The organism is Paraconexibacter sp. (genome assembly GCF_059438195.1).
The window spans coordinates 1-23981 of record NZ_JBLKKY010000013.1 but is presented as its reverse complement, the minus strand read 5'-3'; the positions used below and the strand labels follow the sequence as shown (position 1 = coordinate 23981).

The window sequence follows — 23981 nt, the reverse complement described above, 5'->3', positions numbered from 1 at the left end:
CGGGCCGATGGTCGAGACGTGGACCTGGTTCGTCTTCGGCGGGGCGGTCGTCGGGCTCCTCGTGCTCGACCTCGTCGTCGTGTCACGGCAGCTCGACGTCACGAGGATCCGTCAGGCGACCCTCTACAGCATCGGCTGGGTCGTGCTCGGCGTCGCGTTCGGCGGGATCGTCGCGCTCTGGCTCGGCGCCGAGCGCGCCGGGGAGTACTACGCCGGCTACCTCATCGAGAAGTCGCTGTCGGTCGACAACGTCTTCGTCTTCGCGGTCATCTTCGGGTTCTTCGGAGTGCCCGATCGCTTCCAGCACCGCGTCCTCTTCTGGGGCATCTTCGGCGCGCTCGTCTTCCGGGCGATCTTCATCTTCGCCGGCGCCGCCTTCCTGGAGCAGGTCGAGTGGGCGGTCTACGCCTTCGGCGTCCTGCTCCTCGCCACCGCCGCCCGCCTCGTCGTGAAGGGGGAGGGCGAGCCGGACCCCGGGAGGAACCCGGTGCTCCGCACGCTCCGGCGCGTCCTCCCGATCGGCGAGAAGCTGCACGGCCATCGGTTCGTCGTCCGCGCCAGGGACGTCGACGCCGAGGAGCGCGAGGCGGCGGGCAGGCCGCTGCTCGGGTTCATCTTCACGCCGCTCGTCGCGGTCCTCGTCGTCATCGAGACGACCGACGTCCTCTTCGCGCTCGACTCGATCCCGGCGATCCTCGGGATCACGCGCAACGAGTTCATCGTCTTCAGCTCGAACGCGTTCGCGCTCCTCGGGCTCCGAGCGCTCTACTTCGTCGTCGCCGGCGGCCTGCGGCAGCTCGAGTACCTGCACTACGGCCTCGCCGGGGTCCTCGCGTTCGTCGGCGTCAAGTTCATCCTCGAGGGCGTGGGCGTCCACATCGGCATCGCCTTCTCGCTCGCGGTCATCGTCGTCGTCCTCGGCCTCGCGGTCCTCGGCTCCGTCCTCCACGACGACGGCGAGGACGAGCACGAGCAGGAGGCGGAGGGCTCCGGCGAGCTCGAGGACGCCTGCGACGACGGGGACGACGACGCCGAGCCCGCCTCGCAGGCCACGGCGCGGGAGGCCGGTCAGTAGAAGACGCAGCGGTGACGGTGGCGGGGCCGGGACTTCATCTCCGGTGCCTGACCCCGCTGCCAGAGCCACGTGTCGAGCGTGCGCGGCGCGATCCCCGTGTGGGCGGAGAGCCGCTCGACCGCCTCGACGGCGCAGCCGCGGATCTCCCGCTCCCACGCCCCGGGGGGCAGGAGGCGCTCCGCGTCGATCCATGACGCGAGCTCGTCGGAGTACCGCAGGACGCCGGAGCAGCGAAGGACGTGCGGGACGAGGTTGTCGGCGAAGAGCGTGAGACGGTCGAGGTCGTGGAACGTCGCGAGCCCGGCGAGGGCGAGGTCGTTCGGCACGATCTGCGCCCGCTTGAAGAAGCCCCGGTCCGCGAAGGCGGTCATCCCGCCGGCGAGCGCCGTCGCGAGGCGCTCGGCCGACCCGCCCGCCGCGGCGACGAGACCGAGGACGTCGCGGTCGCCGAGGAAGCGGCCGAGGTCGCGGAGCGCCTGCGCGTAGAGCGACATGAGCTCGTGGTCCGCCCGCTGGCCGAGAACCGCGGCGATCTCGCCCGTGGACAGGACGCGCAGCTCGGCGTTCGACCACGGTCCCTCCGCGCGGAAGCGGTCGGCGAGGCTCCACGCGACGGTGAAGTAGCCCGAGACGGGCCTGCCCGCGCGGTCGCGACGCTTGCGCAGCGTCGGGAACCATCCCGAGCCGAAGTTGATCGCGTCGAGCGTGAGGAGGTAGCGCGCGACGGCCTCCCCGTCGCCGTCCAAGAAGTGGCGTTCGGGGTCGAGCTGCGGCGGCTCCATCGCGTGGGCCTCGGCGGCGAGCCGGCGCAGCGCGGCGTCGTCGATCTGCACCGCCCCGGCCTCCCTCGCGACGCGGGCGGCGTGAGAGCGGACGTCGTCGCAGAGCCCCATCGCGGCCGCAGCGTACGCGACCCTCCGGCGCGCCGCCTATCCTCGGTGTGATGGCCGAGCATGCCGCCACCCCGACCGCCGACGATCTCCTCGAGGGCCTCAACCCGCCGCAGCGGGCCGCGGTCGAGCATCCGGAGGGGCCTCTGCTCGTCCTCGCGGGCGCGGGCTCCGGCAAGACGCGCGTCCTCACCCACCGCGTCGCCCACCTCGTCCGCACCGGCGCGGCCCGCCCCGGCGAGATCCTCGCGATCACGTTCACGAACAAGGCGGCGCAGGAGATGCGCGAGCGCGTCGAGATGCTCCTCGGGCGCTCGACCCGCGCCATGTGGATCCTCACGTTCCACTCGGCGTGCGTGCGGATGCTCCGCTCGGAGGCGCCGCGGCTCGGCTACACGCGCGGGTTCACGATCTACGACCAGTCCGACGCCCGGCGGCTCGTGAAGCAGTGCATCGACGAGGTCGGAGCCGACCCGAAGCGCTTCCCGCCGGCCGCCGTCCACCACCAGATCTCCGACGCGAAGAACAAGCTCCGCGACGCCGAGGCCTACGGCGAGATGGTCGGCTCCTTCTTCGAGCAGACGGTCGCCGAGGTCTACCGGGAGTACGAGCGGCGCACCCACGCGATGAACGCGCTCGACTTCGACGACATCCTCGTCCGCGCCGTCAACGTGCTCGAGCTCTTCCCCGAGGTGCGAGCGCGCTACGCGTCGGCGTTCCGGCACGTCCTCGTCGACGAGTACCAGGACACGAACCACGCGCAGTACCGCTGGCTCCAGCTCCTCGCCGGCGGGGAGGAGGGGCACCGCAACCTCATGGTCGTCGGCGACGACGCCCAGTCCGTCTACGGGTTCCGCGGCGCCGACATCCGCAACATCCTCGACTTCCAGGACGACTTCCCGGACGCGACGGTCGTCAAGCTCGAGCAGAACTACCGCTCGACGCAGACGATCCTCGACGCCGCGAACGGCCTCATCGCCCACAACCGCGGCCAGATGCACAAGACGCTCTTCTCGGACGCCGGAGCGGGCGAGCCCGTCCGCGTGAAGGAGCTCGAGGACGAGCACGCGGAGGCGCGCTACGTCGTCGGCGAGATCGAGCGGCTCGTGGACGAGCGGCACTCGCGCGCCGAGGTCGCGGTCTTCTACCGGACGAACGCGATGTCGCGGGTCCTCGAGGACACGCTCGTGCGCCGCGAGATCGGCTACCAGGTCATCGGCGGCACGAAGTTCTACGAGCGCGCGGAGATCAAGGACGCGATCGCGTACCTCCAGCTCCTCGCGAACCCGCAGGACCAGGTGTGCTTCTCGCGGATCGTGAACTCGCCGAAGCGCGGGATCGGCCAGACGTCCCTCTCCCGGATCGTCGCCCATGCCGACACGACCGGCGTGAGCATCTGGGAGGCGGCATCCGACCCGGCTGCGGTCCCGGGGCTCGGCACCGCGGCCGTGAAGTCCGTCGGCCGCTTCATGGACACGATGACCGCGCTGCGCGAGCGGGCCGAGGCCGACGGGCCGGTCGCCGAGCTCATCGAGGCGGTCCTCCACGAGACGGGGTACATCGAGGCGCTCGAGGCCGAGCGGACGATCGAGGCCCAGGGCCGGCTCGAGAACCTCGAGCAGCTCGTCGAGGTCGGCCGCGAGTTCGACGCGAGCGACGCCGAGGACGACCGCGGCGGGCTCGACGCCTTCCTCCAGGACGTCGCGCTCGTCGCCGACGCCGACTCCCGCAGCGACGACGAGCACCTCGTCACGCTCATGACCCTCCACAACGCGAAGGGACTCGAGTACCCGATCGTCTTCATCGTCGGGTGCGAGGAGGGGGTCTTCCCGCACTCGCGGTCGATCGACGAGGGGTCGCTCGAGGAGGAGCGTCGCCTCGCGTACGTCGGCGTGACGCGGGCGATGCGCGAGCTCACGCTCACCTGGGCCCGGCGCCGGGCGGTCTTCGGGTCGACGACCTACGGCCTCCCGAGCCGCTTCCTGTCCGAGATCCCGTCCGAGGCGATCGAGGAGGACGGTCCGAGCATCCGCCGGGGCGGTCTCGGGCTCGGGGGCGGCTCGGCGCCGCGCGGCCGCGCGCTCTCCTGGGGCGGCGGCGAGGACGCCGCATCGGAGCCCGCGAGGTTCACCACCGGCGATGACGTCGTCCACGCGAGCTTCGGCGAGGGCGTCGTCACCGGGGTCCAGCCCGGCGGCGTCGTCACCGTGCACTTCGGCTCGGGGGTCGGCGAGAAGTCGCTGGTCGCCGAGCTCGCCGGCCTCGAGAAGCGGTGACGGTTCCGGTCGCATAGCCTGCCGGGGCCATGGCCGCGAGGATCATCGACGGGAAGGCGGTCGCCGCGCGCGTCCGCGAGGAGGTCGCCGCGGACGTCGCGGCGTTCACCGAGGAGCACGGGTCTCCGCCCGGCCTCGCGACCGTGCTCGTCGGCGAGGACCCCGCCTCCGCCGTCTACGTCGGCGCGAAGCAGAAGGCCTGCGCCGAGGTCGGCATCCGCGGCTTCGACCATCGCCTCGAGGCCGACACGCCGCGCGACGAGGTCATCGCGCTCCTCGAGCGCCTCAACCGCGACGACGAGGTGAGCGGGGTGCTCCTCCAGCTCCCGGTGCCGGCGCCTCTCGACGGGACCGAGCTCACGAACGTGATCGTCCCCGAGAAGGACGTCGACGGCCTCACCATCGCGTCCGCCGGGCGGCTCGCCCTCGGGATGGACGGCCTGCGGCCCTGCACGCCGTCCGGCGTGATGGTCCTCCTCGAGGAGGCGGGCGCCGCGCTCGAGGGCGCCGAGTGCGTCGTCATCGGACGCTCGAACCTCTTCGGCAAGCCGATGGCCCAGCTGCTCCTCCAGGCGAACGCGACCGTGACGACGTGCCACTCGCGGACCCGCGACCTCCCGTCGGTCGCCCGGCGCGCCGACGTGCTCATCGCGGCGGTCGGCGTCGCCGAGATGGTGAAGGCGGACTGGGTGAAGCCGGGCGCGGTCGTCATCGACGTCGGGATGAACCGCCTCACGGGGGAGACGCCGTCGCTCACCGGGGACGTCGCCGCCGGCGAGGTCTCCGAGGTCGCCTCGGCCCTCACGCCCGTCCCGGGCGGAGTGGGCCCCATGACGATCGCGTGCCTCCTGCGCAACACGGTCCTCGCCGCCCGCGCGGTCGCCGCGACGCGCGGATAGCATCGGCGCGATGCAGCTCGACAGGGTTCGCAGGGGAGAGGCGCTCGCGGCCGCCGGCGCGCTCCTCATCGTCGTCTCGCTGTTCCTGCCGTGGATCGAGCCGGCGACCATCGAGGTCGACGGACTCGGCAGCGGCTACGTCGCCTTCGCCGTGACGGAGAGCGAGTCCGGCTTCTCGGGAGCGGGCCTCGCGTTCGTCGTGCTGCTCCTCCTCGTCGCGCTCATCGCGGCGACGCTCGTCGCGCTCACCGTCTCGGTCGAGCCGGTCGGCCTCACGGTCGCGGCGGCCGTCGTGCTCGGCTTCGTCGGGCTCCTCGCGACGATCGCCGTCGCGGTCCGCGTCGTGCTCGCGCAGCCGGACTTCGGCGTCGGGCTGCCGAACGCCGCCGTCGACATGGAGATCGGCGCCTACCTCTCGCTCCTCGGCGTCGCCGCCGCGACGGCGGGCGGCTGGCTCACGCTCCGCGACGAGCGCATGGACGCGCCCTACAGCGCGCCGCCCGAGGTCGAGACCCGCCGCGCGCCGCCCCGCTGACCGCCGGCGGCGCGGCTCCCGCTTCCTTCGCTAGCCTCAGCGCTCGCATGATCGACCGCGAGCAGGTCCTCCACGTCGCGCGTCTCGCGCGTCTCGAGCTCTCCGACGAGGAGGTCGAGCGGATGAGCGGCGAGCTCTCCGCGATCCTCGACCACGTCGAGGCGATCGGCGGGCTCGACCTCGAGGGTGTCGCCCCCACGGCGCACGTCGTCGACGTGACGAACGCGCTGCGCGACGACGTCCCGCACGAGTCCCTCCCGCGCGAGATCGCCCTCGCGTCGGCGCCCGACGTCGCCGACGACGGCTTCCGCGTCCCGAGCCCGCAGGCGCCGTCGGCATGAGCGACGTCCTCGACCTCACGGCGAGCGAGCTCGCCGCCGCGATCGCCGCCGGCGACCTCGAGCCCGCGGACGCCTTCGAGGCCTACCGCTCCCGCGCCGCGGCCGACGAGACCGGCACGTACACCTGGGTCGCCGACGAGCCGCCCGCCACGGTCGCCGACGGGCCGCTGCGCGGCGTCCCCCTCGCGGTGAAGGACCTCTTCTGCACGGAGGGCGTGCCGTCGCAGTCCGGGTCGCGGATCCTCGAGGACTACCGGCCGCCCTACACGGCGACCGCCGTCGCGAAGCTCCTCGACGCGGGCAGCACGCTCCTCGGCAAGACGAACCAGGACGAGTTCGCGATGGGCTCGTCGAACGAGAACTCGGCCTTCGGGCCCGTCCTCAACCCGTGGGACCCGACGCGCGTCCCCGGTGGCAGCTCCGGGGGCAGCGCCGCCGCCGTCGCCGCCGGGCTCGCGCCGTGGGCGCTCGGCACCGACACCGGCGGCTCGATCCGCCAGCCCGCCGCCTTCTGCGGGATCGTCGGCCTCAAGCCCACGTACGGGACGGTGTCGCGCTTCGGGATGATCGCGTTCGCCTCCTCCCTCGACCAGGCGGGTCCCATGGGCCGCACGGTCGCCGACTGCGCGCTCCTCTACCGGCACATGGTGGGGCGCGACGCGCGCGACGCGACCTCCGTCGCCCATCCCGAGGAGATCGGAGCGCCGTCGCGGACGGACCTCTCGGGCCTGCGCATCGGCGTCCCGCGTGAGCTCACGGGCGACGGCATCGCCGCCGGCGTCCAGGAGGCCTTCGAGGCGGCGCTCGCCCGCGCCCGCGACCTCGGCGCGACCGTCGAGGAGTGCGGGCTCCCTCACGCCGGCCACGCCCTCAACGCGTACTACCTCATCGCCCCGGCGGAGTGCTCGTCGAACCTCGCGCGCTTCGACGGCGTGCGCTACGGCCGCCGCACCGAGGCGCCCGACCTCACGACGATGTACACGAAGACCCGCCACGACGGGTTCGGCGACGAGGTGAAGCGCCGCATCCTCATCGGCACGTACGCGCTCTCGAGCGGGTTCTACGACGCCTACTACCGCCGCGCGCAGCAGGTCCGCACGAAGATCGTCGAGGACTTCACCGCGGCGTTCTCGTCGTACGACCTCGTCGCGACGCCGACCGCGCCGACCGTCGCGTTCCCGCTCGGCTCGAAGACCGCCGACCCGCTCGAGATGTACCGGCAGGACGTCTGCACGATCCCGATGTCGCTCGCGGGCGTCCCCGCGATCTCGATCCCGTGCGGTCTCAGCGACGGGCTCCCCGTCGGCCTCCAGCTCGCGGGGCCGGCGTTCAGCGAGAACCGCATCCTCGACGCCGCGCACGCGCTCGAGGCCGCGCTCGCGTTCGACGCGAGCCCCGCGCGCCGCGAGGGGAGGGCAGCATGAGCACCGCCGTCGCCTACGAGCCGGTCATCGGGCTCGAGATCCACGTCCAGCTGAGGACGCGCACGAAGATGTTCTGCTCGTGCGCGCTGGGCTTCGGCGAGCCGCCGAACACCCGCACCTGCCCGGTGTGCCTCGGGCTCCCGGGCGCGCTCCCCGTCGTCAACGCCGAGGCCATCCACTACGGGCTCATGATCGGGCTCGCGCTCGGCTGCGACCTCGCGCCCCGGTCGATCTTCCACCGCAAGAACTACTTCTATCCGGACCTGCCCAAGGGCTACCAGATCAGCCAGTTCGACGAGCCCCTGTGCAGCGGCGGCGAGCTCGGCGGCGTCCGCATCCACCGCGTCCATCTCGAGGAGGACGCGGCGAAGACGATCCACGCCGGCACGTCGGGGCGCATCCACGAGTCGTCCTCGAGCGTCGTCGACTTCAACCGCGGCGGGACGCCGCTCGCCGAGATCGTCACCGAGCCGGACGTCCGCTCGGCCGAGCAGGCCGGCGAGTTCCTGCGCCTCCTCCGCACGACCCTGCGGGCGCTCGGGGTGAGCGACGTCGACATGTCGCAGGGCTCGCTGCGCTGCGACGCGAACATCTCGATCCGTCCAGCGGGCGACGAGACGCTGGGGACGAAGACCGAGCTGAAGAACATGAACTCGTTCCGGTTCATCGAGCAGGGGATCCGCGCCGAGGTCGCCCGGCAGGAGGCGCTGCTGCGGGCCGGCCGTCCCGTCGTCCAGGAGACGCTCCACTTCGACCCGCGCACCGAGCAGCTCACGTCGATGCGCTCGAAGGAGGAGGCGCACGACTACCGCTACTTCCCCGAGCCCGACCTCACGCCGGTCGCGATCACCGACGAGATGCTCGAGCGCGCCCGCGCCGCGCTCCCCGAGCTCCCCGCCGCGCGGGCGGAGCGCTTCGAGGGCATGGGGCTCCATCCCGACACCGCGCGCCTCCTCGCGTGGCGCAGCGAGCTCGGCGACTACTTCGAGTCGACGCTCACCTCCGCCGACGGCACGGAGGGCGTCGACGCGCCGCTCGTCGCCAACTGGGTGGCCAACGAGCTCCTCCAGCGCCTCGAGACCGACGTCGACCCCGCCGCGTCGCAGGTGACGCCGGACGCGCTCGCGTCGCTCATCGGCCTCCTCGCGGCCAAGACGGTGACCGCCGCCGGCGCCCGCCAGGTGCTCGACAAGCTCGTCGCCGAGGGAGGCGACCCCGCGGCGATCGTCGAGGCGGAGGGCCTGTCCGCGGTCGGCGGGGAGGACGAGCTGAAGCCGCACGTCGACGCCGCGCTCGAGGCGAACCCGGACATCGCCGCGCGCCTCCGTAGCGGGGACATGAAGCCGATCGGGGTCATCATCGGCCACGTCATGAAGGAGACGAAGGGCCGGGCGGACGGCAAGGAGGTCACCCGCCTCGTCCGCGAGACCCTCGGGTTGTAGGCCCGGCGCTCCGGGCAGCGCGTTCGCGCCACCAGCATCCGCCGCTCGACGGGCGGCGTAGCATGGGGGAGGAGCTCGTCAGCGACCGCGCAAGGAGGACCCCGATGTCCCGACTCGTGAGGATGGACAAGACCGGCCACACGACGCTCGCCGAGTGGACCGCCGACGACCGTGCGGCCCGCGAGGCCGCCGTCGAGGCGTTCCGCGCGGAGCTCGACCGCGGCTACTTCGCGACCGTCTCTACCGGTGAGGGCCACGCGGAGCAGGTCCGCGATCTCCCGATCGACGCCGACCTCGTCATCCTCCGCCTGCCGATCTCGGGCGGCTGAGCCGAGGGCCGCGGGACCGTGGCCGACGCCGCGCACGTCGAGCCCGCGCGCGGATGCGTGCTGCCCGAGCTCGCGGCCGTCCACTGGCGGCCGCGGGTCGACGAGCGCCGGCTGCGCCGGGCGGGCAGGTCGTGGACGGCGTCGACCGTCGCTCACGTCGTCCCGTTCCTCATCACCGGGGTCGTCCTCTTCCTCGTCGAGCCGCTCGCTCTCCCCGTCTCGCTCGCGGCGTTCGCCCACGCCTGGGTCATCCCCGAGCTCTACGCGGCGCGTGGCGCGAACGTCGTGCGTCCCCAGCGGCGGCAGGCCGACGGTCCGGAGGGCGTCGCGCTCGGGTTCCTCGGCGACCTCGTCTCCCACGAGGCGCGGGACCTCCACGCGCGGACGGGACTCGTCATCGAGCGCGGCCGTCTCGGCGTGTGGCTCGTCGGCGAGGCGGGAGCGCTCCTCGTCCGGCCGGGCGGTCGGCGGGTCCTCTGCTACTGCGTGCGCGTCCAGGACCCCGATCTGCCGTCCTCCGACCGGATCGCGCACCTGCTCCTCGCGCTGCGCGAGGACGAGGTGGGCTTCGCGACCGTCGCCAACATGGCCTTCAGCGGGGCCCGCTGGCGCATCCGCCGGCGCGTGCCGGAGCCGATGCGCCCTGCGCTCGACGCCGCCGGGGCCGCGGCGCGCGCCTGACCTCGACCGTCTGGCGATCCCCGGGCCCGGCGGGTCCGACCGCGCGGCCGAAGACGGCGCCGCGCGCGGCGGGCACGATGAGCCCATGCAGACGACGCCCACTGCCCGCACCTCCACGACGAGCCGCGTCGCGCTCCTTCCCGTCCGCGACGTGCCGGGGCCGGGCGACGCGACCGGAGCGGTGCGCCCGCGGGTGCGCCGCTACCGGCTCGTCCGGCAGCGGGCGCGCGCACGCCGATGACGCCCGCGCGCCCGGACCGCCCGGTACTCTCGGTGCATGCCCGAGACCGAGACGAAGACCCCGCTCCTCCAGCGCGTCCTCGCGATCGTCATCCTCGCCGTCGCGGCGTGGGTGCTCCTCAAGATCGTCATCGGCATCATCGCCGGCGTCGCGACGGCGATCGTCGCCATCGCAGCGGTCGTCGCCGTCGTGTGGGCCCTGTCGAAGCTGTAGCGCCGCGCCCCCGCCATGAGCGGCTTCATCTACGTCCTGTTCGCCGTCTCGTTCGGCCTCGCCGGCGGGGCCGTCGGGCGTGCGAAGGGCAGCTCGTTCACGCTCTGGTTCCTCGTCTCGGCGATCGTGCCGGTCATCGGCCTCGTCGCCGCGCTGCTCTACCGGGTCGACCACGAGGAGGCCCGGCGCGCCTGCCCGACCTGCGGGCGGGAGTGCATGCTCCACGACGCGCTCTGCGTCCGCTGCGGGACCGAGCTCGACTACACCGAGGACGTCGTCGTCCCCGGTGCCGAGGGTCGCCCGGCGACCCCGGCGGGTTGACGGTCGCCGAGCCGCAAGAGGCGGGAAAACCGCTGCTACACTCGGCCGAGAGCCGCCGACGGGCGGCTCATCATGTCCTGTCACCGACTCCTTGGAAGGGGGGTTCGAGAGTATGCGCGCGGTCGATGCCGTGATCCAGTGCTTGAAGGCGGAGGGCGTCGACGTCGTATTCGGACTCCCCGGCGGAGCGAACATCCCGACGTACGACGCCCTGTACGACGGCGGGATCCGTCACATCCTCGTCCGTCACGAGGCGGGTGGCGGCCACGCCGCCGAGGGCTACGCGAAGGCGACCGGCAAGGTCGGCGTCGCGTTCGGCACGTCCGGTCCCGGCGCGACGAACCTCGTCACGCCCATCGTCGACGCGATGATGGACTCGGTCCCGGTCGTCTTCATCACGGGACAGGTGCGGACCGATCTCCTCGGGACGGACGGCTTCCAGGAGGCCGACGTCATGGGGATCACGATGCCGGCGGTGAAGCACAGCTTCATGATCCAGCACCCGACGGAGATCCCGCGGGCGCTCCACGAGGCGTTCTACCTCGCCCGCACCGGCCGCCCGGGCCCGGTCGTCGTCGACATCCCGACCGACCTCTCGCGGGCCGACATCCCGTACGAGCCGGTGACCGACGTCCGCCTCCCCGGCTACCAGCCGACGACGGACGGCAACGCCAAGCAGATCCGCCAGGCGGCGAAGGCCCTCGCGGCGGCGCGGCGCCCGGTCATCTACGCGGGCGGCGGCGTCGTCGCGGCCGAGGCGAGCGAGGAGCTGCGCGCTCTCGTGCGCGCCGACCGCTTCCCCTGCACCTGCACGCTCATGGGACTCGGCGCCTACCCGGCGCCCGACCCGCAGTGGCTCGGGATGCTGGGGATGCACGGCACGCGCGCGGCGAACTACGCCATGGACGAGGCGGACCTCATCTGCTGCGTCGGCGCGCGGTTCGACGACCGGATCACCGGCAAGCTCTCCGAGTTCGCGCCGCGGGCGAAGTTCATCCACATCGACGTCGACCCGGCGGAGATCTCGAAGAACGTCCCCGCGCACATCCCGATCGTCGGCGACGCCAAGGGCGTCCTCGTGAAGCTCGTCGAGGAGTACCGGGCGCTCGACGCCGACACCTCGCGCCTCGACGAGTGGGTCTCGCGCATCGAGGACTGGAAGACGCGTCACCCGCTCCGCTACGACGAGGGCGAGGGGACCGAGATCAAGCCGCAGCGCCTCATCGAGGCGGTCTACGAGGCGACCGGCGGCGACGCGATCGTCACGAGCGACGTCGGCCAGCACCAGATGTGGACGGCGCAGTACTACCACTTCGACCGTCCGCGCCGATGGATCAACTCCGGCGGGCTCGGGACGATGGGCTTCGGCCTCCCGGCCGCGATGGGCGCGCAGATCGGCTGCCCGGACGACCTCGTCGTGTGCATCACCGGCGACGGGTCGATCCAGATGAACATGCAGGAGCTCGCGACCTGCGCGCAGGAGAACATCCCGGTGAAGACCGTCATCTCGAACAACGGGTACCTCGGGATGGTCCGCCAGTGGCAGGAGCTCTTCTGGGAGCGTCGCTACTCGGCGGTCGACCTCGGGCAGTTCCCGGATTTCGTGAAGCTCGCGGAGGCCTACGGCGCGACCGGCGTGCGGCTCACCGACCGCACGACCCTCGTCGACGACCTCAAGGAGGCGTTCGCGACGCCGGGGCCGGTCATGATCGACGCCCGCGTCACCGCCGAGGAGAACGTGTACCCGATGATCGCCCCGGGCGCCGCGTCCCGGGACATGGTGGGGTGAGCGTGATGGGCGAGCCAGGGACGAAGGACGTCCTCAGCCTCGAGGAGCTCGAGGCGAGCGGCGGGCTCATGACGGGGCGCAAGCACGTCCTGTCGATCCTCGTCGAGAACAAGCCGGGTGTCCTCACCCGCATCGCCGGGCTCTTCGCACGGCGCGGGTTCAACATCGACACGCTCACCGTCGGCCCGACGGACGACGACGGGGTGTCGCGGATCACCCTCACCGTCGACGGTGCCCTGCACCCGATCGACCAGGTCACGAAGCAGCTCCACAAGCTCATCAACGTCCTGAAGATCCGCGACCTCGAGCCCGACGACACCGTCGCGCGCGAGCTCGCGCTCTTCAAGGTCGCCGTCGACGGCGCCGCCCGCTCGGAGGTCCTCCAGATCTGCGAGATCTTCCGCGGCAAGGTCGTCGACGTCGGGCGGCGCTCGATCATCCTCGAGGTGACGGGCACGACCGACAAGATCGAGGCGTTCGAGCGGATGGTCCGCCCGTTCGGCCTCATCGAGATGATGCGCACGGGCGAGATCGCGATCGCCCGCGGCCGCGGCGAGACCTGAGCCGCCCGCCCCAGCGGTGACGCCGAACCGGATTCCTGGTGCGCCATGGCGCACCAGGAATCCGGTTCGGCCCGGCGGGGCGGGGCCCCACGGCGGCGGCTCGTAGACTTCACCGGTGGTGCCCGCCTTCACGCGCTCGCTCCCCGACGGTCCGTTCGCGCCGCCCCGCGCCGCGCGCGACCGGTTCCGGCGGCACGTCGAGCGGGCGCTCCGGCGGGCCCGGTCGAGCCGGCCGGACGGCGTCCTCGCGGCGGTGACCTGGCCGCTGCCCTCGGGCCTCGACCCCGTCGCGATCGCCGTCGGCTCACGCCGGCCCGGCGAGCACTGGTTCACGCTCGAGCAGCCGGAGCGGGAGAGCGCCGCGCTCGCCGCGCTCGGCGTCGTCGTGTCCATCGACGCGGAGGGCCCGGGGCGCTTCGCGGACGTCGCTCGTCGCTGGCGGGCGCTCGCGGTGGACGCGATCGTCGACCAGCCCGACGGCCCACGCGGCGCCGGGTGCGTCGCCGTCGGCGGCTTCGCCTTCGCGCCGGACGGGGGCGCCGCCCCGCACTGGTCCGGATACCCGCCGGCGTCGATGGTCGTCCCGGAGATCGCGCTCGCCCGTCGCGGCGAGGACGTGCGCCTCACGGCGTCCGCCCTCGTGCGCCCCGACGACACCGCCGACGACGTGCTCGCCCGGCTCGACGTCCGGCTCGCCGCGCTCCGGGACGCGCCGCTGCCGCTCCTCGATCCGAGCCCCGTGCGGCGCGTCCGCGTCGCGGGGACGATGCCGCCCGAGCACTACGAGGGCGCGGTCGCGCGGGCGGTCGAGCGCATCCGCGCGGGGGAGATCGAGAAGGTCGTCCTCGCGCGGGAGGTCGAGGCGCACGCCCCGGTCGATCACGACCCGGGCGCCGTCCTCGGCGTCCTGAGGGAGGCGTTCCCCTCGTGCTTCGTCTTCTGCGCCGGCCGGGGCGAGAGCGCGTTCCTCGCCGCGAGCCCCGAGCTCCTCATCCGCCGCGACGGGATGCGCGCGGGCACGCTCGCGCTCGCCGGTTCGACGCGGCGCAGCGCCGATCCGGCGGTCGACGACCACCTCGGCGAGCGGCTCCTGCGATCGACGAAGGACCGCGAGGAGCAGGCGATCGTCACGCGCCGCATCGCGTCGACGCTCCGGCCCCGCAGCGTGTGGGTGACCGCGGCCGAGGAGCCGGTCGTCGTCCGGATGGCGAACATCCAGCACCTCGCGACGCCGATCCGCGCGCAGCTCGCGGAGCCCGTCCCCGTCGTCGAGCTCGCGGGGCTCCTCCATCCCACGCCCGCGGTCGGGGGCGAGCCGTTCCCGGCTGCGGCTCCGCTCATCCCCCAGCTCGAGGGCCTCGATCGCGGGTGGTACGCGGGTCCGGTCGGCTGGACGGACACCGCGGAGGACGGCGAGTTCTGCGTCGCCCTGCGCTGCGCCCTCCTCTCCGGCCGGGTCGCCCGGTGCTACGCGGGCGTCGGCGTCGTCCGCGACTCGGACCCGGCGTCCGAGCTCGCCGAGACCGAGACGAAGCTCCAGGCGCTGCTGCCGGTCCTCGCGGCCTGAGCCCACCGCGCGAGGCGCGCATCGAACGTCGATCGTCACCCCTCGCGGGTCGAACGTCGATCGCCACCCCCGTGGAGGGGTGCAGATCGACGTTCGACCCGCCGCGGGTCAGGATCGACGTTCGAGCGCCGCCGCGACCGCCGCCCAGCAGCGCCGGTGCAGCGCGACGTTCTCCTGCCGGTCGGTCCGGACGTGGAGGAGCGCCGTGCCGCCGTACTGGAGCGCGGCGTCGAGCGACACGCGCAGCCCCGCGAGGTCCGGCACGGGCTGGTAGGCGAGCCCGAAGAGGTCGCAGACCTTCTCGGGGTCGAGCCCCGTCGGCGTGAGGACGTGCGCCTCGTACGCGTCGCGCTCGCCGCTCACCGGCAGGAAGTCGAAGATCCCCCCGCCGTCGTTGTCGACGAGGACGATCGTGAGCGGGATCCCGGCCCGCGAGGCGGTGAGGAGCGAGCCGATGTCGTGGGCGAGCGTGACGTCGCCGACGAGGAGCGCCGTCGGCCCCTCCGACAGGGCCGCGATCCCGTACGCGGTCGCGATCGTCCCGTCGATCCCGTTCGCGCCGCGGTTCGCGAGGATGCGCGGCGGCGCGTCGCGGCCGGCCGCGAACGTCTCGACGTCGCGGATCGGCATCGAGGCGGCGACGACGAGCGTCGCCTCCGGCGGCAGCCGCGCGACGAGCTCCGCGGCGACGCGCGGCTCGCCGAGGCCGTCCCCGAGCGTCGCGGTGAGCGCCTCGGCCGCGACGCCGTCCGCCTCGAGCCAGCGGTCGGTCCAGCCGTCGGCCGGGCCGGCGGGACCGCCCTCGGGAAGGTGCTCCGCGAGGGCCATGAGCACCCGGGCGGGATCGTGGGGGAGGGCGAGGTCGCTCACCTGCGCCGGGTCCTGCCAGGCGCCGTGCGGGTCGAGCCGCAGCTGCACGGCGTCGAGAGCCGCGAGCCACGTGCGGAGGGGCTTCGAGGTCGGGAGGTCGCCCGCCCGCACGACGACGTCCGGCCGCATCGCCTCGGCGAACGCGTCGCAGCGCAGGAGCGCGTCGTAGTGGTCGACGCTCGTCGGGCCGGTCCGGGCCCCCGAGAGGGGATCGGCGAGCACCGGCCAGCCGCGCGCCGAGGCGAACGCGAGCGCCGCGGACGCCAGCGGTCCCGGCCTCCCGCCTCCCGGTCCCGGCCGCTCGTCGCGGCCGAGCACGAGGACACCGCGCTGCGCCGCGTCGGCGAGCTGGGCCGCCGCGGCGGTCGCCTGCCCCGGGTCCGCCGTCGGGGGGACCGCGGTGATCCACGGGCGTCCGTCGGGACGCCCGCCGCCTCCCGGCTCGTCCTCGGGCAGCGGGCCGTCGAGGACGAGGGGCTCGCGCAGGGGCCAGTTGAGATGCACCGGTCCCGGCCCGCCGCCCGCGGCTCCGCGGGCGATGGCGACGGCGCGGCACGCGAGCGCGCGCATCCATCGCAGCCGCTCGGGTGTCGCGTCGTGGACGCCGACCTCGGAGAACCACCGCGTCGCCGACCCGTACAGCTTGATCTGGTCGATCGTCTGCCCGGCGCCCGTCGCGCGCAGCTCCGGCGGCCGGTCGGCCGTGAGGACGACGAGGGGGACGCGCGCCTCGTGCGCCTCGACGACCGCCGGGAGGTAGTTCGCGGCCGCCGTCCCCGACGTGCAGGCGAGGATCGCCGGCCGGCCCGTCGCCTTCGCCATCCCCAGCGCGAGGAAGCCCCCCGAGCGCTCGTCGACCTGGGAGATGCACGGCAGTCGCCCGTCACGGACGAGCGACAGCACGAGCGGCGTCGAGCGCGAGCCCGGTGACGTCACCGCGCCGCACGCCCCGGCCCGGACGAGCTCGTCGACGAACGCGCGGAGGAGGAGGTAGGCGTCGACGGTCGCGGTCATGATGGTGGGGGATGTCGGAGCCGGTGGTGCTGCTGCACGGATTCGGGGGGAGCGCGCGCTCGTGGGACGCGGCGCGCGCGGTGCGTGGCGGCGAACCCTATCCGGCGCTCGCCGTCGATCTCCGCGGCCACGGCGCCAGGTCCGCAGAGAGACCGGTGACGATCGACGCCTGCGTCGAGGACGTCCTCGACCTCGCTCCTCCGCGCTTCGCCCTCGCCGGGTACTCGCTCGGGGGCCGCGTCGCGCTCCGCGTCGCGCTCGCCTCGCCCGGGCGCGTCAGCCGGCTCGTCCTCGTCGCGACGACGGCCGGGCTCGAGGACCCTGCCGCCCGCGAGGCGCGGGCGCGCGCCGACGACGCGCTCGCCGACGCGCTCCTCGCCGACGGCCTCGACGCGTTCGCCGCCCGCTGGTCCGCACAGCCGCTGTTCGCCGCGGACCCCCCGCCGGTCCGCGAGGCGCAGGACCGCGAGCTGCGCTCCGGTGACCCCGAGGGCCTCGCGGCGGCGCTGCGCGGCTGCTCGCCCGGCCGCGTCGCGCCCGTGTGGGAGCGGCTCGGCGAGCTCACGATGCCCGCGACGGTCCTCGCCGGCGAGCGGGACGCCCGCTACGTCGAGACGGGCCGGCGTCTCGCCGGTGAGCTGCCCGACGCGCGCCTCGTCGTCGTCGCCGGTGCGGGGCACGGGCTCCTGCGCGAGGCGCCCCATGCCGTCGCCGAGGCCGTGTGGGGCTGACGACGCGGGCTCACGGGAGCTCGACGCCGAGGCCGGGCCCCGGAGGCACGCGGATCTCGCCGTCATGCGGGACCAGGGTCGCGGGCACCTCGAGATCGAGAGCGGCCAGCGTCGCGAGCCCGCAGGGCGTGGTCACCCGCAGCGCGGCGGCGGCGTGGACGGCGGCGGCGATGCCGAGAGGGCCGTCGAAGGTCGAGGCCACGTAGGGATCGCCCCCCGCCGCCCGGACGAGGGCGGCCTGGACGAGGAGCGCCGAGATCCCCCCGCATCGCGAGACCTTGAGGCACACGGCGTCGGCGGCGCCCGCGCCGACGGCTCCGATCTCGTCGGCCGTCTCGTCCATCGCGATGCGGGTCGTGACGCGCTCCCGGACCGACCGCAGGGCGGCGACTCCGTGGACCGGCTCCTCGACGAGCTCGAGCCCGACGGAGTGCAGCCGCTCGATCGCCACGACCGCGCCCTCGGCGTCCCAGGCCCCGTTCGCGTCGAGCCGGATCGCCATCTCCGCGCCGACCGCCTCCCGGACCGCACGCACACGCGCCGCATCGGAGTCGAGCCCCGTTCCCACCTTCACCTTCACGCACGAGAACCCCTCCTCGGCGGCGCGCCGGGCCAGGCGGCCCGCGACCTCCGGGGTCTCCGCGCCGATCGTCGCGTTCACCGGCACGGCGCCGGCGGGCGCGTCCGTGAGCATCTCGGCGACCGGCACGCCTGCGCGTCGTCCGGCGCGGTCCCACAGCGCGAGGTCGATCGCCGCGAGCGCCTGGGGGAGGTCGGCCACGGCCCGGCACTCCTCGAGGACGACGGTGCCGGGCGCGTCGTCCTCGAGCCCGTCGAGGACCTCCGCGTACGCGTGGAGGGCGGCGGAGACCGCCCGCGCGGGGACGCCGTCGTAGGGCTCGAGCGGCGCCGACTCCCCGGCGCCGGTGACGCCGTCGGTCCCGGTGATCGTCACGACGAACAGCGGACGCTCACGCAGCGTGCCCCACGCGGTCACGACGGGCGCGCGCAGCGGGACCTTGAGGCTCTCGACGGTGATGTCCACGGGACGCCGAACCTAACCGAGAGGGCCGACCGGCACCCGATCTCGCGGGTCGATCTTCCGGAGCGTCAGCTGGCGAGGACGCCTGCGGAGAGCAGGACGCAGAAGACGAGCTGGACGGCCCCGGTCTGCGCGAGGGCCGCGTTCAGCGTCGGGCCGTCGGTGTGCGAGCGGACGGTGCCGACGAGTCGCGCCGCGAGCGGGAGCGCGAGGAGCACGAGGAGCAGCGGCGCGCCGAGCGACCCGCCGATCCACGGGACGAGGGCGGCCGGGAACGCGAGGAAGACCATCGCGGCGTAGAGGTCGCGGGTGCGGTCGCGCCCGAGGCGCACGGCGAGCGTCCGCTTGCCGACACGGCGGTCCGTGTCGATGTCGCGGACGTTGTTGACGACCATGATGGCGCTCGCGAGCAGCCCCACCGGGACCGCGAGTGCGAACGCCTCCCACGGCCACGACTCGCTCTGCGCGAACGTCGAGCCGGCGACCGCGACGACGCCGAAGAAGAGGAAGACGAAGAGCTCGCCGAGGCCTTCGTAGCCGTACGGGCGCGGGCCGCCGGTGTAGAGGATCCCCGCGAGGATGGACACGAGCCCCACGACGAGGAGCTCCCAGCCGGCGACGGCGACGAGGTAGGCGCCGACGAGCACCGCCGCGCCGAACGTCGCGTAGGTCGCGACGAGGACCTGCCGCGGCGGGACGAGTCCGCCGGCGGTGACCCGGACGGGCCCGAGGCGGTCGTCGGTGTCCGCTCCGCGACGGGCGTCGGAGTAGTCGTTGGAGAGGTTCGTCCCGACCTGGATGAGGATCGCGCCGAGGAGCGCCGCGATGAACGGGCCGACGCGCAGGTCCTCGGACTTCTCGACGGCGAGCGCGGTCCCGACGAGCACCGGCGCGACCGCGGCGGGCAGCGTCCGCACGCGCGCGGCCATCAGCCAGATGCGCACCAGCCCCATGACGGCGTCCTACGGGCGCTTCGGGAAGCGGCCGAAGTCCGGGCGGCGCTTCTCCTTGTAGGCGTCGCGGCCCTCCTGCGCCTCGTCCGACGCGTAGAAGAGGAGGTTGGCGTCGTGCGCGAGCTGCTGGATCCCCGAGAGCCCGTCCTCGTCGGCGTTGAAGCTCGCCTTGAGGAGCCGCAGCGCGAACGGCGACAGCGCGAGCATCTCCTTGCACCACTGCACGGTCTCCTCCTCGAGGCGCTCGAGCGGCACGACCGTGTTGACGAGCCCCATCTCGACCGCCTCCTGCGCCGTGTACTGCCGGCAGAGGAACCAGATCTCCTTCGCCTTCTTCGGCCCCACGAGGCGCGAGAGGACCGACGCGCCGAAGCCGCCGTCGAACGAGCCGACCTTGGGACCGGTCTGACCGAAGCGGGCGTTGTCGGCCGCGATCGAGAGGTCGCAGCAGAGGTGCAGGACGTGCCCGCCGCCGATCGCGTAGCCGGCGATCATCGCGACGACCGGCTTCGGCAGCCGGCGCATCTGGATGTGCAGGTCGGTGACGTGGAAGCGCCCGACGCGGTTCTGGCTCGACGGGTCGGTGAGGTATCCGGAGTCGCCGCGGACGTTCTGGTCGCCGCCCGAGCAGAAGGCGTGCGGGCCCTCTCCGGTGAGCACGATGACGCCGACCGAGGTGTCCTCGCGCGCGCGCTCGAGGGCGTCGGAGATCTCGATGATCGTCTGCGGCCGGAAGGCGTTGCGGACCTCGGGCCTGTCGATCGTGATCTTCGCGATCCCCGGGACGGGGTCGCTCGAGAGCTCGTAGCGGATGTCCTCGTAGTCGGCGGCGCTGCTCCAGGTCACGGACATGGGCGGGCAGGCTATCTGCCCGACGGCGCGGACCTCCGCCCGCCTCTCGCGCGTAGTCTGGCCGCCATGCGGACCGCTTGCTGGGTCGCGCGGGCGGCGAGGGCGAGGCCCGATGTGCCCGCCCTCGACGGCATCACCTACGCCGAGCTCGACGCGCGCGCGGACGCGGGCGCGGCGGCGCTCGCGCGGCGCGGCGTGCGGCCCGGGGACCGGGTCGGGATCGTCCTCGCGCCCGGGGAGGACTTCGCCGCCGCCTTCTGGTCGACGCTGCGGGCGGGGGCGACGGCCGTGCCGGTGTCGCCGCGTCTCGCGGAGCTGGAGATCGCCCACCAGACCGCGACCTGCGCGCTCGTCGTGGACGAGCCGCTCCCGGTGGAGGGGTCGGCGGCCGGGTCGTCGGAGCGGGACCTCGCGGAGGTCGCGGTCCTCCTGCACACCTCGGGGACGACCAGCGCGCCGAAGCCCGTCGAGCTCACCTTCGGGAACCTCCTGTGGGCGGCGATCGGCAGCGCCGCGGCGATCGGGCACCCGCACGACGAGCGATGGCTCTCGGCGCTCCCGCTCAACCACGTCGGCGGGCTGTCGATCCTCACGCGCTCGGCGATCGCCGGCACGACCGCCGAGGTCCACCCGTCGTTCGACGCCGAGCGGGTCGCCGCGCGACTCATGGCGCATGACGGCGCGACGGTCATCAGCGTCGTCGCGACGACGCTCGCCCGCCTCCTCGACGCCGGGCTGCGTCATCCGCCGCGGCTGCGCTGCGCGCTCGCGGGCGGCGGACCCGTGGCGCCGGTGCTCCTCGAGCGCGCGGCGGAGGCCGGGGTCCCGGTCGCCCAGACCTACGGGCTGAGCGAGGCGAGCGCGATGGTCACCTGCCAGCGCCCCGGCGACCCGGCCGGCGACGCGGGGCCGCCGCTCTTCTGCACGCGCGTGCGCATCGCCGGCGACGGCGAGATCGTCGTGGCGGGGCCGACGGTCTCGCCGGGAGCGACGGATCCCGACGGCGTCCTGCGCACGGGCGACCTCGGTCGCCTCGACGCGGAGGGCCGGCTCACGGTCACGGGCCGCAAGGCCGACACGATCGTGAGCGGGGGCGAGAACGTCGCGCCCGCGGAGGTCGAGGCGGTCCTCGAACGGCACCCCGACGTCCTCGAGGCCGCCGTCCTCGGCCGCCCCGACCCGGAGTGGGGCGAGGCGGTCGTCGCGATCGTCGTCCCGCGTGCGGGGGGGACGCCGCCGGCGCCCGACGTGCTCCGCGAGCACTGCGCCGGGGCGCTCGCGCGGTTCAAGGTCCCCAAGCGCGTCGAGCTCCGCGCGGAGCCGCTGCCCCGCACGCCGTCGGGCAAGCTCCTGCGCCGCGAGCTCTGAGCGGCGATCCCCGCCCGCCACCCGTGCGGGCATTGGGGGTACGCGCTCAACACGCGGCGACGGGGGGTACGAAATCAACGCGCGTTCGATTGACCCCCTATATGGGGGCGAATTCAACGCGCGTTCGATTCGCCCCCGTCCCCGCGTCCCCGCCCCCCGCCCGCCGCGTCCCCGGCTCGAGGACAGCACCCGGCGAGCGGGCTCGACCGCCACCGCGGACGGTGCCTGTACCCTCGGGCCTCGTGCCGATTCCTCCCGAGCAGGCCGAGACCTTCCGCGCCGAGAGTCGCGAGCGCTGGGAGAACGCGGCGCCCGGATGGGCCGCGGCCCGCGAGGCGTTCCAGCGCGACGCCGCGCCGGTCTCCCACCGGATGATCGACGCGATCGCGCCCCAGCCGGGCCACGTCGTCCTCGAGCTCGCCGCCGGTCCGGGCGACACGGGCTTCCTCGCCGCGGAGCTCATCCATCCGGGCGGGCTCCTCATCTGCACCGACACGGCCGAGGCGATGGTCGACGTCGCGCGCGCCCGCGCGCGGGAGCTCGGCATCGAGAACGTCGAGTTCGTGCCGATGGACGCCGAGTGGATCGACCGCCCGGCGGCCTCGACCGACGCGATCCTGTGCCGGTGGGGCCTCATGCTCCTCGCCGATCCCGAGGCGGCGCTGCGCGAGGGCCGCCGGGTGCTGAGGCCCGGTGGGCGATTCGCCGCGGCGACGTGGGCGGACGCGGAGGCGAACCCGTGGTCCATGGGCAGGCTCCTCGTGCGGCTGGGTGCGGTCGAGGAGGCGCCGCCCGGCGCCCCCGGTCCGTTCGCGCTCCCCGACCCGGGCGAGCTCCGCGAGCTGTTCCTCGACGCCGGCTTCGACGACGTCGAGGTCGAGCCGGTCGACTTCGCGTTCACCGCGCCGTCGGCCGAGGTGTGGTGGGAGCAGCAGCTCCACTGCTCGCCGACCCTGCGCTCGACGACCGCGGACCTGACGCCGGCCGAGCACTACCGCCTCCGCGACGCGGTCGACGCCGAGCTGGCGACCTACGCGGACGCCTCGGGCGCGCTGCGCATCCCGGCGCGCGCCCTCGTCGCGAGCGGCACCGCCTGACGTGGCGCCGCGCCGGGGCCGCCGCGCGCGCTGGGACGACGCCGTCGTCCACCGCGTCCATCCGCGGTCCTTCCAGGCCTCCGAGGTGCACGGGGCGGGCGTCCTCGCGGGGCTCGCCTCGCGCCTCGACCACGTGGCGTCGCTCGGCGCGGACGCGATCTGGCTCTCGCCCGTCTCCGCCTCGCCGATGGCCGACGTCGCCGATCACGCCGGGGTCGACCACCGCTTCGGGACGCTCCACGACGTCGACGCGCTCGTCGAGGCAGCGCACGCCCGGGGCATCGACCTCATCCGTCTGCGCCGCGAGCCGGGCGCCGGCATCGACTCCTCGATCCCCACCCCGAGATCCTCGCCTCCACGCCCGGAGACGGCCACGTCGTCGCGTTCGACCTCGGCACGCGGGCGCGGCCGGCGCCCGCGTCGCGAGGTGCTCTGCGCGACCCGCGCCGGCCTCGAGGCCGACGGCGGGCGGCCGCCTCTGCCGGCGCCGGGGGACGGCGCCGTCCTCGCGCGCGCCTGACCCGCCGAGCGACAGCGCCGGGCGGGCAGTCCCGATGGCCGCTCGACGGCTACCCTCCCGGCCCATGTACTACGACGACGACGCAGACCTCGGCCTCCTCGACGGCAAGACCGTCGCGATCATCGGCTTCGGGTCGCAGGGGCACGCCCACTCGCAGAACCTCAAGGACTCGGGCGTCGACGTCGTCGTCGGGCTGCGCGAGGGCTCCTCGAGCGTGCAGAAGGCGAAGGACGCGGGCCTCGAGGTCCTCCCGATCGCCGACGCCGCGTCGCGCGGCGACGTCGTGATGATGCTCGTCCCGGACGAGCTGCACCGCCAGGTCTGGGAGTCCGAGGTCCGCGACGGCATCAGCGAGGGCAAGCTCCTCCTCTTCGGCCACGGCTTCAGCGTCCTCTACGGCGAGATCGAGCCGCCCGCGGGCGTCGACGTCGCGCTCGCCGCCCCGAAGGGCCCGGGCCACCTCGTCCGCCGCCAGTACCTCGAGGGCTCGGGCGTCCCCGGCCTCATCGCGATCCACCAGGACGCGACCGGCAAGGCGAAGGAGCTCACCCTCGCCTACGCGAAGGGCATCGGCTGCACGCGCGGGGGCGTCTTCGAGACGACCTTCAAGGACGAGACCGAGACGGACCTCTTCGGTGAGCAGGCCGTCCTCTGCGGCGGGGCGAGCGAGCTCGTGCAGGCCGGCTTCGAGACCCTCGTCGACGCGGGGTACCCGCCGGAGATGGCGTACTTCGAGTGCCTCCACGAGCTGAAGCTCATCGTCGACCTCATGTACGAGAAGGGCCTCGCCGGGATGCGGTACTCGATCTCGAACACGGCCGAGTACGGCGACTACACGCGCGGCAAGCGCGTCATCACCGACGAGACGCGCGCCGAGATGAAGCGCATCCTCGGCGAGATCCAGTCGGGCGAGTTCGCCCGCGAGTGGATCGCCGAGAACCGCGCCGG

At 74.1% G+C, this 23981-nt stretch carries 25 protein-coding genes; 20 read left to right on the top strand and 5 right to left on the bottom strand.

From position 1 onward, the window contains the following. The first annotated feature begins 7 nt into the window (after window positions 1-7). Window positions 8-1075 carry a TerC/Alx family metal homeostasis membrane protein gene (locus ACME2J_RS06730; RefSeq protein ID WP_495544119.1) on the top strand — a complete coding sequence of 356 codons (1068 nt, stop codon included), beginning with the start codon at window positions 8-10 and terminating at the stop codon, window positions 1073-1075. Here the strand turns inward: ACME2J_RS06730 and ACME2J_RS06725 are convergent. Beyond that, window positions 1069-1968 (bottom strand): queuosine salvage family protein, encoded by a 900-nt coding sequence (locus ACME2J_RS06725; protein ID WP_495544118.1) that lies wholly within the window; start codon window positions 1966-1968, stop codon window positions 1069-1071. The two genes, ACME2J_RS06730 and ACME2J_RS06725, sit on opposite strands and share 7 nt — an antisense overlap. A gap of 50 nt (window positions 1969-2018) precedes the next feature. On the opposite strand from ACME2J_RS06725, the gene ACME2J_RS06720 reads away from it, so the two are divergent. The 14 genes from ACME2J_RS06720 to ACME2J_RS06655 all read left to right on the top strand — a co-directional run bounded on the left by ACME2J_RS06720 (window position 2019) and on the right by ACME2J_RS06655 (window position 14586). Further along, window positions 2019-4241: an ATP-dependent helicase gene (locus ACME2J_RS06720; protein ID WP_495544117.1), complete on the top strand. Its 2223-nt coding sequence runs from the start codon at window positions 2019-2021 to the stop codon at window positions 4239-4241. 29 nt (window positions 4242-4270) lie between these two features. Continuing rightward, complete coding sequence (folD, locus tag ACME2J_RS06715) at window positions 4271-5140, top strand: bifunctional methylenetetrahydrofolate dehydrogenase/methenyltetrahydrofolate cyclohydrolase FolD (RefSeq protein WP_495544116.1); 870 nt, start codon at window positions 4271-4273, stop codon at window positions 5138-5140. Window positions 5141-5150: 10 nt separating this feature from the next. Further along, on the top strand, window positions 5151-5675 hold the full coding sequence (locus tag ACME2J_RS06710; protein WP_495544115.1) for a hypothetical protein: 525 nt from the start codon (window positions 5151-5153) through the stop codon (window positions 5673-5675). 47 nt (window positions 5676-5722) lie between these two features. Continuing rightward, complete coding sequence (gene gatC, locus ACME2J_RS06705) at window positions 5723-6016, top strand: Asp-tRNA(Asn)/Glu-tRNA(Gln) amidotransferase subunit GatC (RefSeq protein WP_495544114.1); 294 nt, start codon at window positions 5723-5725, stop codon at window positions 6014-6016. After that, on the top strand, window positions 6013-7440 hold the full coding sequence (gatA, locus tag ACME2J_RS06700; RefSeq protein WP_495544113.1) for an Asp-tRNA(Asn)/Glu-tRNA(Gln) amidotransferase subunit GatA: 1428 nt from the start codon (window positions 6013-6015) through the stop codon (window positions 7438-7440). The genes gatC and gatA overlap by 4 nt, the downstream gene beginning before the upstream one ends. Continuing rightward, on the top strand, window positions 7437-8882 hold the full coding sequence (gatB, locus tag ACME2J_RS06695; protein WP_495544112.1) for an Asp-tRNA(Asn)/Glu-tRNA(Gln) amidotransferase subunit GatB: 1446 nt from the start codon (window positions 7437-7439) through the stop codon (window positions 8880-8882). The genes gatA and gatB overlap by 4 nt, the downstream gene beginning before the upstream one ends. 104 nt (window positions 8883-8986) lie before the next feature. After that, entirely contained in the window at window positions 8987-9211 is a 225-nt protein-coding gene (locus ACME2J_RS06690; RefSeq protein ID WP_495544111.1) for a hypothetical protein, read from the top strand. Window positions 9212-9229: 18 nt separating this feature from the next. Next, window positions 9230-9892, top strand: coding sequence for a hypothetical protein (locus tag ACME2J_RS06685; RefSeq protein ID WP_495544110.1), 663 nt, complete (start codon window positions 9230-9232; stop codon window positions 9890-9892). Window positions 9893-9977: 85 nt separating this feature from the next. After that, on the top strand, window positions 9978-10133 hold the full coding sequence (locus tag ACME2J_RS06680; RefSeq protein WP_495544109.1) for a hypothetical protein: 156 nt from the start codon (window positions 9978-9980) through the stop codon (window positions 10131-10133). Window positions 10134-10169: 36 nt separating this feature from the next. Beyond that, window positions 10170-10346, top strand: a complete 177-nt coding sequence (locus ACME2J_RS06675; protein WP_495544108.1) for a hypothetical protein — start codon at window positions 10170-10172, stop codon at window positions 10344-10346. A gap of 15 nt (window positions 10347-10361) precedes the next feature. Further along, window positions 10362-10667, top strand: a complete 306-nt coding sequence (locus ACME2J_RS06670) for a hypothetical protein (RefSeq protein ID WP_495544107.1) — start codon at window positions 10362-10364, stop codon at window positions 10665-10667. Window positions 10668-10779: 112 nt separating this feature from the next. Next, window positions 10780-12456: a biosynthetic-type acetolactate synthase large subunit gene (gene ilvB, locus ACME2J_RS06665; protein WP_495544106.1), complete on the top strand. Its 1677-nt coding sequence runs from the start codon at window positions 10780-10782 to the stop codon at window positions 12454-12456. A 5-nt stretch (window positions 12457-12461) separates the two neighbouring features. Next, on the top strand, window positions 12462-13019 hold the full coding sequence (ilvN, locus tag ACME2J_RS06660; protein WP_495544105.1) for an acetolactate synthase small subunit: 558 nt from the start codon (window positions 12462-12464) through the stop codon (window positions 13017-13019). A 118-nt stretch (window positions 13020-13137) separates the two neighbouring features. Further along, window positions 13138-14586, top strand: a complete 1449-nt coding sequence (locus tag ACME2J_RS06655) for an isochorismate synthase (protein WP_495544104.1) — start codon at window positions 13138-13140, stop codon at window positions 14584-14586. Window positions 14587-14694: 108 nt separating this feature from the next. Here the strand turns inward: ACME2J_RS06655 and menD are convergent, their stop codons facing one another. Further along, window positions 14695-16470, bottom strand: a complete 1776-nt coding sequence (gene menD, locus ACME2J_RS06650) for a 2-succinyl-5-enolpyruvyl-6-hydroxy-3-cyclohexene-1-carboxylic-acid synthase (RefSeq protein WP_495544103.1) — start codon at window positions 16468-16470, stop codon at window positions 14695-14697. Window positions 16471-16481: 11 nt separating this feature from the next. Here menD and ACME2J_RS06645 point away from each other — a divergent pair, with 11 nt between their 5' ends. Beyond that, complete coding sequence (locus ACME2J_RS06645) at window positions 16482-17201, top strand: alpha/beta fold hydrolase (RefSeq protein ID WP_495544102.1); 720 nt, start codon at window positions 16482-16484, stop codon at window positions 17199-17201. Between the two features lie 10 nt (window positions 17202-17211). Here ACME2J_RS06645 and ACME2J_RS06640 read toward each other — a convergent pair whose 3' ends face one another. The 3 genes from ACME2J_RS06640 to menB form a co-directional block, all read right to left on the bottom strand. After that, window positions 17212-18246: a mandelate racemase/muconate lactonizing enzyme family protein gene (locus tag ACME2J_RS06640; protein ID WP_495544101.1), complete on the bottom strand. Its 1035-nt coding sequence runs from the start codon at window positions 18244-18246 to the stop codon at window positions 17212-17214. 65 nt (window positions 18247-18311) lie between these two features. Then, window positions 18312-19196 carry a 1,4-dihydroxy-2-naphthoate polyprenyltransferase gene (locus ACME2J_RS06635; RefSeq protein ID WP_495544100.1) on the bottom strand — a complete coding sequence of 295 codons (885 nt, stop codon included), beginning with the start codon at window positions 19194-19196 and terminating at the stop codon, window positions 18312-18314. Between the two features lie 9 nt (window positions 19197-19205). Then, window positions 19206-20048: a 1,4-dihydroxy-2-naphthoyl-CoA synthase gene (gene menB / locus ACME2J_RS06630; RefSeq protein ID WP_495544099.1), complete on the bottom strand. Its 843-nt coding sequence runs from the start codon at window positions 20046-20048 to the stop codon at window positions 19206-19208. Between the two features lie 66 nt (window positions 20049-20114). Here menB and ACME2J_RS06625 point away from each other — a divergent pair, with 66 nt between their 5' ends. The 4 genes from ACME2J_RS06625 to ilvC all read left to right on the top strand — a co-directional run. Next, on the top strand, window positions 20115-21416 hold the full coding sequence (locus tag ACME2J_RS06625; RefSeq protein ID WP_495544098.1) for a class I adenylate-forming enzyme family protein: 1302 nt from the start codon (window positions 20115-20117) through the stop codon (window positions 21414-21416). A gap of 242 nt (window positions 21417-21658) precedes the next feature. Continuing rightward, window positions 21659-22513, top strand: a complete 855-nt coding sequence (locus tag ACME2J_RS06620) for a class I SAM-dependent methyltransferase (RefSeq protein ID WP_495544097.1) — start codon at window positions 21659-21661, stop codon at window positions 22511-22513. Window position 22514: 1 nt separating this feature from the next. Further along, window positions 22515-23033: an alpha-amylase family glycosyl hydrolase gene (locus ACME2J_RS06615; RefSeq protein WP_495544096.1), complete on the top strand. Its 519-nt coding sequence runs from the start codon at window positions 22515-22517 to the stop codon at window positions 23031-23033. A 64-nt stretch (window positions 23034-23097) separates the two neighbouring features. Beyond that, window positions 23098-23981 (top strand): ketol-acid reductoisomerase (ilvC, locus tag ACME2J_RS06610; RefSeq protein WP_495544095.1); only part of this gene is annotated, 884 nt, incomplete at its 3' end.

Bases quoted from the DNA above. Each gene is read 5' to 3' on its own strand.
- ACME2J_RS06730 (WP_495544119.1), top strand. From the start codon at position 8: ATGGTCGAGACGTGGACCTGGTTCGTCTTCGGCGGGGCGGTCGTCGGG.
- ACME2J_RS06725 (WP_495544118.1), bottom strand. From the start codon at position 1,968: ATGGGGCTCTGCGACGACGTCCGCTCTCACGCCGCCCGCGTCGCGAGG.
- ACME2J_RS06720 (WP_495544117.1), top strand. From the start codon at position 2,019: ATGGCCGAGCATGCCGCCACCCCGACCGCCGACGATCTCCTCGAGGGC.
- folD (WP_495544116.1), top strand. From the start codon at position 4,271: ATGGCCGCGAGGATCATCGACGGGAAGGCGGTCGCCGCGCGCGTCCGC.
- ACME2J_RS06710 (WP_495544115.1), top strand. From the start codon at position 5,151: ATGCAGCTCGACAGGGTTCGCAGGGGAGAGGCGCTCGCGGCCGCCGGC.
- gatC (WP_495544114.1), top strand. From the start codon at position 5,723: ATGATCGACCGCGAGCAGGTCCTCCACGTCGCGCGTCTCGCGCGTCTC.
- gatA (WP_495544113.1), top strand. From the start codon at position 6,013: ATGAGCGACGTCCTCGACCTCACGGCGAGCGAGCTCGCCGCCGCGATC.
- gatB (WP_495544112.1), top strand. From the start codon at position 7,437: ATGAGCACCGCCGTCGCCTACGAGCCGGTCATCGGGCTCGAGATCCAC.
- ACME2J_RS06690 (WP_495544111.1), top strand. From the start codon at position 8,987: ATGTCCCGACTCGTGAGGATGGACAAGACCGGCCACACGACGCTCGCC.
- ACME2J_RS06680 (WP_495544109.1), top strand. From the start codon at position 9,978: ATGCAGACGACGCCCACTGCCCGCACCTCCACGACGAGCCGCGTCGCG.
- ACME2J_RS06675 (WP_495544108.1), top strand. From the start codon at position 10,170: ATGCCCGAGACCGAGACGAAGACCCCGCTCCTCCAGCGCGTCCTCGCG.
- ACME2J_RS06670 (WP_495544107.1), top strand. From the start codon at position 10,362: ATGAGCGGCTTCATCTACGTCCTGTTCGCCGTCTCGTTCGGCCTCGCC.
- ilvB (WP_495544106.1), top strand. From the start codon at position 10,780: ATGCGCGCGGTCGATGCCGTGATCCAGTGCTTGAAGGCGGAGGGCGTC.
- ilvN (WP_495544105.1), top strand. From the start codon at position 12,462: ATGGGCGAGCCAGGGACGAAGGACGTCCTCAGCCTCGAGGAGCTCGAG.
- menD (WP_495544103.1), bottom strand. From the start codon at position 16,470: ATGACCGCGACCGTCGACGCCTACCTCCTCCTCCGCGCGTTCGTCGAC.
- ACME2J_RS06645 (WP_495544102.1), top strand. From the start codon at position 16,482: ATGTCGGAGCCGGTGGTGCTGCTGCACGGATTCGGGGGGAGCGCGCGC.
- ACME2J_RS06635 (WP_495544100.1), bottom strand. From the start codon at position 19,196: ATGGGGCTGGTGCGCATCTGGCTGATGGCCGCGCGCGTGCGGACGCTG.
- menB (WP_495544099.1), bottom strand. From the start codon at position 20,048: ATGTCCGTGACCTGGAGCAGCGCCGCCGACTACGAGGACATCCGCTAC.
- ACME2J_RS06625 (WP_495544098.1), top strand. From the start codon at position 20,115: ATGCGGACCGCTTGCTGGGTCGCGCGGGCGGCGAGGGCGAGGCCCGAT.